We start from the raw sequence: 12,354 nt of genomic DNA, 5'->3' as shown, positions 1-12,354 counted from the left end.
TTTATAACCCGACTTTAGTCGGACAATACTGATTTATTTACTTTTTACCATTTTCGATGATAAACCACCACATCCTTTCAAAAGAAATTCAAAAAAGCAGGCTGCTTTTACTATGCTTTCTTTTCCTTCAAACGCTGTCATATTCCCAGAATACCGACTACGTAATAAAACAGTATACTTCGGAAAACGGGCTACCGCAAAATAGTGTAAAAGCCATCAAATTCGATAAGAGCGGATTTTGCTGGCTGTCTACAGAATCAGGCATTGTCAGGTTCGACAACTATAACTTCAAGCACTATGGGAGTGATATCATAAAAGGACTGAAGAGCGAAAGGATCTCTGCAATGATGTCTGATACGGCTGGAACTATACTGGCACAAGGCCTTGATCGTCAAAATATCAAAATCAGCTCGTCTTCCTCCCTGTACTCCTATTTACCAGTACTAACGGATATCAACATAAGTTTCGTTGCTACAGGTTATAATACACAAAGCCCCACAATGGATAGTATATGGCTGAATATCCTTAATAGTAAATCTATTCCGGTCCTGAAGGCGCCGGGAGGCCTGAAGAACGGGGATATTTATCTATTCCTGGGCGATGATGCCTGGTTTATCAGAAAATCAACGGTTGTTAGACTGACGCCATATGAAACGGAACCAGTTGGCAGCATGGTGATCAATGATAACTATTATTTACAGTTATGGCCGGGAAACCGGATAAAAACCTGGGATAACGGAATCGGGCAGACAGGGAAAATACATGGAGATATTGTTAGTAATAAGTACTTCCTTAAAGGGGATTTCAATGCTTTATGGTGTGAAAATGGCGCATTCATTTATGCCGGAGGAAGTCTTTACAAACTCAGCTACCAAAATGGAAAAGTAGATAGCAGATGCGTTGTAAGTAATCTCAACCTGGAAATGCCGCTTTGCATCGAATATCGCCCGGATATCAACACTTATTTTATTGGAACCGGAACACAGGGAATGTTTGTCATCAAAATATCTGATTTCAAATATGCTACAATCCCCCCGGAATCAGGACCCGAAAACTATTATGTAATCGGGAAAACATCTAAAGACGATATTATTGTAACGAATGCTATAGTGAGGACAGACAGTACAACATTTTACGCGCCTCTTTACAACAGCCGCAGCAGGGCAATGTATACTGATAGTGCAGACAGAGTATATTATGAAAGCGAATTTCAATTATCCCGCTATGATGCCAGAACAGGGGTTATAGTTAGAAATATTCTACAACTTGATAACCGGCTGATGGCAATTGCTCCTGTTTCAGTAGACGGCACGCTCTTGTTATGTACACATTCTACTTTGTATAAAATAACCCAGGAGGGAAAGATTATCTGGCAGCAAAAATCCCCCCCAGACATCGGGATAGAAGGATTAATGCCATTAAAAAACGGAGAATACTTGCTGGCAACTACAGCGGGGGTAAAATGGTACAACATAAATACTCAGACAATTTCCCGTTCTATTCTTGATTCCTTTTCTGTCCGGAATTTTTACCAGGATAATCAAAACAGACTATGGATCGGAACTGATGGCAAAGGCTCCTATTTATATGCCAACAACAAAGTATATTCTCTGCCCGCAGGCCCGAGAGGAGCTTTCAGTTCAATTCATTCTTTTATCGAAGACAAGAAAGGCAATTTCTGGTTACCCACCAATAACGGGTTATATAAAGTAGCGGTGAATGAACTGGCTGATTTCGCAACAGGTAAATCTAAATCGTTTTTCTGTTCTGCTTTCAATAACGCAAACGGATTAAGGACGAATGAATTCAACGGCGGCGCTAATCCTAATTATCAATGGTTACAGGATAGCGCTTTACTCTTGCCATCCATTAACGGCCTGATAAAATTTTACCCAAATAAACTTACTGCGGATTTCCCACAGGAAAAGATCTATATAGATGAAATATCGATAGACGGGCAACCTCTGGACTTAAATAACATCGATGAAACCATTCAACTTAAACCCACGTTCCGGACGCTGAATATCAGGATCGCCTGTCCCTTTTTTGGTAACAAAGAAAATTTGAAGCTTGAATACAATATCGGGAATGATATTGATCAGTGGATTCCGGTTCCTTCTTCCGGGATCATTTCAATCAATACATTACCCGCCGGTGATTACAAACTTATGTTCCGCAAAGCCGGCAGCAATAAGGATACACCAAATGGCGGAATTGCAATCAATCTGATTGTTACCCCCTTCTTCTATCAAACGGGCTGGTTCCTTGCAGGTATTGTGTTATTAATGGCCTGCCTGGGATATTTGTATTCGAGAAGACGTTTAGCCAAACTGGAAAAAGAGAAACAAAAAATCGAGAAAATAGTAGACCTAAGAACAGAAGAATTAAATGCCGCCATTGTTCAACTGGAGAATTCAGAGATCGCCTTAAAGCAAAGCAATCATGTAAAAGAACAGATCATTGCAACTGTATTACACGATATCAAGTCGCCGCTGTTTTCCATGAGAATGGCAGGAAAATCGCTTGTTAAGAACTGGAACAAAAGTAATGACGAAAATTTAGAACAGGTCACAGGCCTTAATCAACTGATCGGAGAACTAAGCCGATTCACAGATCAGTTCTTCTCCTGGGCTGCAAGTCAGCAGGAGCATTTTAGAGTAACGAAGACTAAATTCTCCCTGCAGCAAGTTTTCGCGGATATCGAGTCATTATTCAAAGAGATCCTGCAGGTAAACAACAACAAATTCTCTATTCCCGAAACAGATATACAGTATTATACTGACAAGGAAATTCTGATACTGATCCTCAGGAATCTTGTAGACAATGCCAATAAGAACACTGAAAATGGTACCATCAGCATAAAGGCTGCACTCATTCCTGAAGGTTTGCAGATCCAGGTATCAGATACAGGAAAGGGCTTGAATGCTTTTCAGATTGAAAATTTTCTGAACAGGGATAAAGCTGTAAAGAATGGGCGGATGGGAAGTGTAATTATTTTGGAAATGCTTGAAAAGATTGACGGGGTATTACAGGTAAGTTCAGAACAAGGGAAAGGGGCTGTTTTTACGATAACGATAAGAGCAGGCTATACCAATTCTTAGTTACCTGCATTCAATTATCTGTTCAACAAAACATCCCGGCGCCCAGGGCAGCCGGGATATGCCAAAACTCCCTTTAATTGTAAAACCCTAATCAATTAACAGAAACAGCCTCTCCGATTCCGGGCAATAACAACCTGATCCCCGCTTCTTCAAACTGCTTCACGGCTGATTCCTTTTCGATCTTTATAAAACCGAAAGTATCATAATGCACGCCCACAACCGTTGATGTACCTACGAGGCGGGCTGCTTCAATAGCATCTTCGATACCCATAGTGAGCCAATCGCCAATCGGGAAAACTGCAAAATCAATTTTTGCAAACCTGGCAACAAGTTGCATATCCAGCGTAAGCCCTGTATCGCCACTATAATAAAAGCTACCTTCATCGGACTTCACCACAAAACCTGCCGCAACACCTGCATAGCTTCCATCCTGGAAACTGCTGGAATGCTTTGCTACCACAGCTTTCACCACACCAAAATCGAATTTCGCTTTTCCTCCAATATTCAGTGGCAGCGTATTCTTCACACCCTGCTTGCCGAAATAACTATACAATTCCCAACCGCCGATCACAGTGGCGCCGGTGCGGTTGGCGATGGCCACTGCGTCCAGCATATGATCAAAATGACCATGGGAAACAAAAATATAATCGGCATTGATCTCATCGATATTGATATGCTTCGCCAGTTCGTTTCCGGTAATAAAAGGATCGAAGAGAAGATGCTTTGCTCCCACTTCAACCGAAAAACAGGCATGTCCGTAATAAGTTATTTTCATACAGCAAATATAACAGGAAGCAGCATTCACAACACACGATCAAGATCAACAGGTTTGCTGGCCTCATTTTTTTAATTATCTTTTCATACATAATCTGATATATATGCGTAGTACCCGGCAATACAAGTATTCAACTGATGTACTGCTCATCGGAGCAGGCATCATGAGCACCACACTCGGAATGCTGTTGAGAGAACTCGATCCCAAACTTAGTATCCATATACATGAGGCGCTGGCCGGGCCGGCTTTCGAAAGCTCCAATGCCTGGAACAATGCAGGCACGGGCCATGCAGCCCTCTGTGAGCTCAATTACACTCCGGAAGAACCTGATGGCAGTATCGATATCAGCAAGGCCCTCGAAGTAAATACAGCGTTTGACCTGTCCCGTCAGTACTGGGCCTGGCTGGTGCGGAAAGAATTCATCAGTGATCCCCGCAAATTTATCCATCCTGTGCCCCATTACAGTTTTGTAAAAGGCGAAAAAGATATTGAATTCCTGAAAAAAAGATATGCAGCCCTCTCCGCACATCCCTTATACAGAACGATGGAATTCTCAGAAGACAAAAGTGTACTTGCCAACTGGATGCCACTGGTGATGGAAGGCCGCGAACCCAGTGAAAAAGTTGCGGCAACCAAAATGGAAACGGGCACAGATGTAGACTATGGTAGTCTCACCAATCTCTATATCGAACACCTGCAAAAAACAGATGGATTTACTATCAGTTATAACAGCCGCGTGAAAGATCTTCGCCGCGCAGGCAATGGATGGGAAATAGAAATAGAAGATGAGACCACAGAAGAAGAATTCTATGCATATGCAAAATTTGTTTTCATCGGGGCCGGCGGCGGCGCCCTGCACCTTCTTCAAAAATCGGATATACCTGAGGGTAATGGATATGCCGGGTTCCCGGTTAGTGGCATCTGGCTTCGAACCGACAACCCCAACATTACAGCCAGGCATTATGCAAAAGTATACGGCAAAGCGGGAGAAGGTTCACCTCCCATGTCTGTCCCCCATCTGGATACCAGGAATGTGGATGGAAAAATCTCTCTGCTCTTCGGGCCCTATGCAGGATTTTCCACCAAATTCCTGAAACACGGCTCCTATCTCGACCTGTTCAGTTCCATCGATATTCACAATATCATTCCCATGCTCCGTGTTGGCCTCGACAACTGGACGCTGGAAAAATACCTGCTCGGTCAACTGCTGGAATCAGATGAAAAACGATTCGATGCATTACAGGAATTCTTTCCGCTTGCAAAAGAAACTGACTGGCGACTGGAACAGGCCGGCCAGCGTGTTCAGATCATCAAGAAGGATCCGGAACACGGGGGCGTTTTGAAATTCGGCACCGAGATCATCAGTTCGGCTGATCGTTCCATCGCAGCCCTGCTGGGCGCTTCTCCCGGCGCCAGTACTGCTGTGGCCATTATGCTGGATGTACTGGAAACCTGCTTCCCGGACCAATTACAAAATGAAGGATGGAAACAAAAACTGCAGGAGATCATCCCGTCTTACGGAATTTCCCTGCAACAACAAACGGACCTATGCCTGCGGCTCAGGGACGAGACGGCTGCAATACTGAAGCTTTAAAATTCGCGCATATCACTGCCGGCTTCGGCTACGGAAACGATTTCCCCTTGCTGATTATAAAATAATGTAATGATGAAACTTAAGGGCAGAGAAAAATATTTCTGGGAAAGGAACTTCAATATCAAAAGCCTGTCTGATATGCCAGAGAGGATCAGTGGCATTAAAGGCATCGATTCATCCCATGATGATGAGTTCTTTTCTTACCTGACTTCAAGGATAACGCAGATGGATGCTATCCATCTGCGTTGTACAAATCTCACCGATGAAGGCGTGAAGTATATCGCCCGTGTAAAAAACCTCCGGGAACTGACGCTGAAGGACCACCAGCATATAAGCTCCGCCAGCCTGCCATACATCAACCAATTGACTGAACTGGAATACCTGGATATTTCAAAAAACAATATCCTTCTTCAAGACCTGTTCAAACTCACCCAACTCAAAAAACTGAAACAACTGATCATTTCATCTGACCTGGAAGAAAAAGAAATGCAGGAAGAAATGGAAAAGCTAAAAGCCCATTTTCCGGGATGTGAGATCACGCACTATTAGGCCCCGCAACCCTCCGGCTGTTCCCATCGTTTCCATCAGGAATAGAATACTGCGCTTGAGTGAACTTGTGGGGTCGAAAATTGTTATGATACCATTTTCACCCCAAAGCGAGGAATAAACAGAAGAAAGATGAAATGCCGGATAGTACTGCTCCTGGCTTTATTTACAAGGTCAAAGTTACATGCGCAAAAAGACAGTGGCCTTTATCAACCGCCGGTTTACAATGTGAATGTGAAATACGAAATGCCTGCAGCCATTACCGGGCTTATCCTGTTTGGCTCAGTAGCAAATCCTGCAGTTGTGAAAAACGCGACAATTACAAAAGAGGAATTGAGCAAACTAACTCCTCAGCATGTAAACAGGTTCGATCGCTCCGTGATCACCAATAACGCGCAACGATACCCCAATGCTATCAGCCGTTCCGATTTTCTCCTCAACGCCTCTATCCTCAGCCCTGCCCTGTTGGCACTGGATAGAACAATTCGTAAAGACTGGCTGGATATCATCAGCATGTACATGGTCACACATGCAGTGAACAACACTATTTTTGTAGCCACTGTAGGTTTAGTACAGCGTGCCAGACCACTTGTGTACAATACCAGTCTGCCTATCGAAGAACGAACAGGGAAAAACAGGACCAACTCTTTTTACAGCGGGCATGTATCCAATACTGCCGCCTCCACCTTCTTCATTGCAAAAGTGTTCACGGATTACCACCAGATCAGGGGCTGGAAAAGGATCATGATCTTTGGCGCAGCTGCCATACCACCGGCAATGGTGGGTCATTACCGGATCCAGGGAGGGAGGCATTTCCGTACGGATGTGATCACAGGCCTGCTGGTTGGAGCCGCCAGCGGAATACTGGTTCCGGAATTCCATCGCAACAAAAATGGAAAAAGAATTTCTGTAACACCTTTTTATGCTGCTTCAGCCAGCGGCCTGTCGATCAGTCTGAAACTATAAAAGCTATTTCTCCATCTCCAGTTCTAACACCTTCCCTACCGGCGGCAAACATTGATGGAGAGTACAGGTCAAAATAATTGGGGTTGAATTTAAGCCAGGGATTGCAGAAACGAATTCGTCTTAACTTTCACATAATACTGCCTGCTTACTTTAGCGGCCGTTATATGGCAACAAGCATCCAAAACCGCATTACACTATGGGATTTGATCAGGCAGGGCGATCGTAATGCCTTTGACAGCGTATACCATCAATATGCTTCACAGTTGTTTGCCCTGGCTTATAAACATATTCCCAACCGCACCGATGCGGAAGACATTGTTCAGGAAGTTTTCCTCGACATATGGGAAAAAAGAAATAAGATAATCATCCATTCCTCTCTTTTCAATTATCTCTACAGCATTACCAGATACAAGATCCTTCGCTTCATCAAAACAAATAACACACGCCCGGAAAGCCTGGACCTGTTCCGGGAATTACTTCATCAATATACGCTGCCGGATGAACACAGCGACGCCAAACTCCGTTCCATCGATAGTTTTGTAAGCACCGCCATTACAGACCTCCCTGAACAAATGAAAAAAGTGTACCTGCTGAATACCGAAGAAGGTATGAGCGTAACTGCCATTGCCGATCGCCTGCAAATTGCTCCGCAAACTGTCCGGAACCATCTTTCGAAAGTACGCAAACTTTTGAACGATGTAGTATCCAGGCTGGCATCCCTCCTCTTCTCATGGCCTGCTATTTCATTTTTCCTTTTTGCTATGTTACCAAATCATTAAGCCGGATTTCTCCGGTAGTTGAAGTTTGCAAATAGTACTCTATTCCATTGTATGCAAACAGAACAACGTTTCAGGGAATTGCTGGATAAATACCTGGCCGGCGCCTGCAGCCCGCAGGAAAAAGAAATACTGGAAAAATGGTTTGAGAAAGGCGGAAACTTTCACAGGACTGATCTTGAACTGAGTGAGGATAACCGTTTGCAGTTACTTGACCGTATCCATGCAGAACAGGACAGGCAGGCATTTGTAAACAACAAGAAAAAGAACAGCAAACTGCGCATAATGCTAACCGGTTGGAGAGCCGCAGCCGTATGGTCTTCCATAATCATCTCCGCAGGTATCGTCACCTGGAAATCCGGTATCCTCAAACCCTTGTTCAACAGCAGTGGATCGCAGGTTGCATACCGGCTCATTCAAACAGGAAAAGGAGAAGTGAAACATTTTCTTTTACCAGATGGCTCGGAAATTACACTCAACGCCAACTCCAGGCTGGAGTATCATCCCGGATTCAGGGAACACCGCAAGATACGGCTTCACGGAGAGGCGCTTTTTTCTGTTGCGCACAACAAATCCCATCCTTTCAGCGTAAGCACCAGTGATAGTCTTGCCACCACTGTTCTAGGCACCCGCTTCAATATCCAGAGCTATGACAAAAGCCAGGAAACCCGCATCACGGTTGTATCGGGTATTGTAGCAGTGAACCGGGGGAAACAGTGCCTGGATACACTTACGCGCTCACAGGCCATCCGTTATCAGAGAACAGCAAAATCATATACCATCTCCCATGATGTGAACACAGAAACCGTTACAGGCTGGACCAAAGGTGAGTGGGATTATGAGAACCTCCGTTTCAATGACCTGGCCATCTTACTGCAAAATCATTTTGGCATTACCCTGAGCAGTAAACTGAATACTGATCTCTTACAAACCGGCGTGAGCGTCAACTTCAACAGGAAACAATCCGCAATAGATATACTGGGCGTATTCTGTTCATTCGCCGGATGCAGTTTCCGTGAAACAGGCCCCAACTCCATTGAGCTCCATTGACATCCCATAAAAGCAAAAGCCCTGCTACGAACAGGGCCCATGCTATTTTTTTCATTGTAAAAAACAACAAAAAAGCAAAAGCAAATTTATGTTACCTAAACGGTTGAAGCAACAACTCAGGCGATTATTTACCCTGACCATACTGATTTTTACCCTGCTCCCCGGCATAGCGCAGGAGCAGGATGCCAGGTACAGCATCCGGTTTGAATCAGGCAGCCTGGAACAGGCGCTTATCAAATTAAGAAAAGCCACAGGCACCAGCATTGCCTATACCCAGGAAGAAGTCCAGGGCATTTCCATTCAGGCATCAACGTACAACAATAAAACGGTAGAGCAGATCCTCTCGGACCTTGTTACCCGTTCCGGCTTCGTGATCGAGAAAAGAGGCGTTGCCTGGTTTGTAAAAAAGGGAAATAACAAAGCAGTTCCATCTTCCCATTCCAAAAAAGAACCAGGCCGGGTCAGTGGAATATTACTAGACGAAGAAACCGGATTACCAATATCGGATGTTACCATCCGCATCGGCAACAAAGGCACTACCAGCCTTTCAGATGGCAGCTTCAGCATCACCCTCGCTCCAGGGAAATATGAAGCCGAAATATCTTCCATTGGTTATGGTAAGAAGATCATTTCTGATATCGAACTGAAAGAAAATGGACAACTGGAACTGAACATCACTTTAAAAAGAGAAAAGAACACATTGGAAGGAGTTACCGTAAGATCTTCTGTCCGTCGCGAAAGCATCGCTTCACTTTACACCCGACAGAAAAATGAAGCAGGCATTTCCAACGGGATCAGCCGCGAACAGATCTCTGCGCTTCCCGACAAGAATATCGGTGAAACTTTGAAGCGTATCTCAGGTGTAAGTACCACAGACAATCGTCGTGTAGTGGTACGGGGTATTGCTGAACGTTATAATCTCGCCATGATGGATGGCGCAACCTTGCCCAGTACCGATGTACAGGTGCGCGACTTTGAATTCGATATCGTTCCCAGCAATATGGTAGACAATGTGATTGTTTCAAAAACCGCAACGCCAGATATGAGCTTCGGATTCGGTGGCGGCCTGGTGCAGATCAATACACTGGGTATTCCCAACAATAATTTCACCACTTTCAGCGCCGGTACCAAATACGTACAAGGCAGCACAGGAAAAGATTTCCTGGGATACGGCCGCGGAAAGCACGACTACCTCGGATTTGATGATGGAAGCAGGGACCATTTCCCAAAGGATGTGATCATTTTCACAGGACTGAATTATAAACCCACCGATCCTTACAATTACCAGCCGCCGGCGGGAGTTGAAAAAACCACCGTGGAAATGATCGCTGCGCAGAACAAAAGGATTGGAGGACTGGAAAGACTGGGCACACGGACCTACAGTGCAGCACCCGGACAGAACTACCAGTTCAGCCTCGGCCGCAGCTACAATACAGGCAAAAGCCGTATCGGCTTTGTAGGTTCACTCAGTTATCGCAATGAGCAGAGCATCGATGACTTCGTTCAATTTGAACGCGGCGATTTCAACAAGATGAATGCTAACAAATACGATGCAGCAACCGGAGAGGAATTAAAACCCAACCAGGCTAAGCAATATAATTTCACCACCACCTGGGGCGCACTTCTCAACTTCGGATGGAGTAACAAGAACCACAAGATCGTTGCACGTAATTTCTATTCGAGGGTATTTGCCAACCAGTTCTTTCGTACAGTAGGATGGGGCCAGGACCTTGGCTTTGGTGATGATCCCGCCATTCGCGAATATGATCGTCCCAAATTCATTGACCTGCTGCAGAACAGGATCAATGCAGAGCATACGATCGGTAAATTCAAAATCGACTGGAGCGTAGCGCACAACAAGGTCACCAACCTGGAACAGGATGCTACAGAAGCCTGGCTGAGTCCACAAACAACCGTTAATGGAAAACTGTACAACTATGCGCCCGGCGGCACCACCAACCCCGGCGTAGGTACATTGAACCGTTCCGAATACAAGTATGAGGAAAGCAACTGGATGGCTGATGCTGCATTGAGCTATAAAACAAGGATCGGGAAGCTGGACCAGGTAGTGAAAGCGGGTTATCAATTTCTGGAGAAAAAGGGGAATTATCACTGGAATATATTACCCATCGGGGTTACCAGCGGAATCGGATCAACCGTGATCCATCGGCCGATCCAGCAATGGAGCATGGATTTCAAAGATCCGCTGAACGATCCTTATTACTATCCAGCCGATTTCAGTAACAACAATTATGAGGGTAGGAATAACAACCAGGCAATTTTCGCAATGATGGATAATCGCTTCACCAGTTGGCTGCGCCTGGTATGGGGCTTCAGGGCAGAATATTATAAATATGAAAAAGTGAAAGACGCTGCGGCAGAAAGAGCAGCCCTGAATGTGATACAGGACCTCGACAAGCAAAAATATGTGGACCCGGAAACAGGCAAACTGGTGCACAGGACCATCGATGCCAGTGCCGAAGAAATAAAATGGCAGCACCTGCCTTCAGTAAACCTTACCATTACCCCGCTGAAAAATTTCAATATCCGTGCTTCCTATGCCAAATCTGCCATCAGGCCCTCTCTGATCGAGAACTCCAGCTTCGCGCGCTTCAACTATCTCTACGGACGCCTGCAACGCAATACGGGTGTGATTTCAACCATCATTACCCATTACGACTTCAGGCTTGAATGGTACCCGGGCGCCGGTGAAGTGATCTCTGCCGGTTATTTCAGGAAGCACTTCAAGAACCCCGTGGAAATGTACATGGATATCACCACCACCAATGGTCAGCTTGAACTGCTTACCGCCAACTCGGATAATGCAGATGTTGACGGCCTGGAATTTGACCTGCGCAAGAACCTTGGTTTTATCAACAAGGGCCTGAAGGTCCTGGAAGATATCTGGTTCAGCAGTAACCTTACACTTCAAAGGTCGGAAGTGCAGGCCAGCGGTTTCCGTTATACGGCCTTAGGCGCAGGAGAAGATCATAACGGCGTAAAATATTCCTTTCGCCACAAAACCCTGCTGAAAGAAAAACGTCCCCTGTATGGACAGGTGCCCGTATTGTATAATATCGGTCTGCAATATACCGGAAGCAGGCTGGGAGCGAATATTGCGTTCAACCATGCTGGTTATAAAACACTTACCGTTGGAATGCTTCCGCAATATTCAGAATATGAACGCCCCCGCAACCAGATGGACGCACAGTTAAGCTACAAATTCACGAAAAGTAAAAAAATAGAAGCCAAACTGAACATGAGTAACCTGCTCAACAGCCCATTCCGTTTTTTCATCAACTCTCAGGAAACCTATAAAGTGAAACCGGGATCAAATATCATGGAAATGAAAGAGTGGTCGGATGTATATGAGTGGAAATTCGGCTTCTCTGATAAGTATGAAGAAGGCTATTATGAAACCGATCCTGATGGCAAAGAGAAAAGGCGCATCGGAGACATCAACACACTCACCCGTAAGGTAGGCAGCTCATTCAGCCTGACTGTAACCTGGCATCTTTAATATGATATTTTGATAAAAAAGAAATA

At 45.0% G+C, this 12,354-nt stretch carries 8 protein-coding genes; 7 read left to right on the top strand and 1 reads right to left on the bottom strand.

Annotated features, from left to right (window positions below; all coding sequences use genetic code 11):
- The first annotated feature begins 56 nt into the window (after positions 1–56).
- On the top strand, positions 57–3,101 hold the full coding sequence (locus tag D9Y29_RS24495) for a sensor histidine kinase (protein ID WP_127132884.1): 3,045 nt from the start codon (positions 57–59) through the stop codon (positions 3,099–3,101).
- 91 nt (positions 3,102–3,192) lie between these two features.
- Here D9Y29_RS24495 and D9Y29_RS24490 read toward each other — a convergent pair whose 3' ends face one another.
- A complete protein-coding gene (locus D9Y29_RS24490) occupies positions 3,193–3,876 on the bottom strand; it encodes a metal-dependent hydrolase (protein ID WP_127132883.1) in 684 nt (227 codons plus the stop codon).
- A gap of 103 nt (positions 3,877–3,979) precedes the next feature.
- Here D9Y29_RS24490 and mqo point away from each other — a divergent pair, with 103 nt between their 5' ends.
- From mqo to D9Y29_RS24460, 6 genes are all read left to right on the top strand, one after another.
- Positions 3,980–5,470 (top strand): malate dehydrogenase (quinone), encoded by a 1,491-nt coding sequence (gene mqo, locus D9Y29_RS24485; RefSeq protein ID WP_127132882.1) that lies wholly within the window; start codon positions 3,980–3,982, stop codon positions 5,468–5,470.
- Positions 5,471–5,539: 69 nt separating this feature from the next.
- Entirely contained in the window at positions 5,540–6,019 is a 480-nt protein-coding gene (locus tag D9Y29_RS24480; protein ID WP_127132881.1) for a hypothetical protein, read from the top strand.
- 129 nt (positions 6,020–6,148) lie between these two features.
- Positions 6,149–6,982, top strand: a complete 834-nt coding sequence (locus D9Y29_RS24475; protein WP_127132880.1) for a phosphatase PAP2 family protein — start codon at positions 6,149–6,151, stop codon at positions 6,980–6,982.
- 164 nt (positions 6,983–7,146) lie between these two features.
- On the top strand, positions 7,147–7,761 hold the full coding sequence (locus tag D9Y29_RS24470; RefSeq protein ID WP_127132879.1) for an RNA polymerase sigma factor: 615 nt from the start codon (positions 7,147–7,149) through the stop codon (positions 7,759–7,761).
- Between the two features lie 51 nt (positions 7,762–7,812).
- The gene (locus D9Y29_RS24465; RefSeq protein ID WP_127132878.1) at positions 7,813–8,808 is read left to right on the top strand and encodes a FecR family protein; all 996 of its coding nucleotides are present in this window, start codon (positions 7,813–7,815) and stop codon (positions 8,806–8,808) included.
- An 88-nt stretch (positions 8,809–8,896) separates the two neighbouring features.
- Complete coding sequence (locus D9Y29_RS24460) at positions 8,897–12,328, top strand: carboxypeptidase regulatory-like domain-containing protein (RefSeq protein WP_127132877.1); 3,432 nt, start codon at positions 8,897–8,899, stop codon at positions 12,326–12,328.
- Positions 12,329–12,354 lie beyond the last annotated feature (26 nt).

The organism is Pseudoflavitalea rhizosphaerae, assembly GCF_003991355.1.
Classification (GTDB): domain Bacteria; phylum Bacteroidota; class Bacteroidia; order Chitinophagales; family Chitinophagaceae; genus Pseudobacter; species Pseudobacter rhizosphaerae.
The sequence above is the reverse complement of the archived record's forward strand: the minus strand, read 5'-3'. Positions and strand labels throughout refer to the sequence as shown.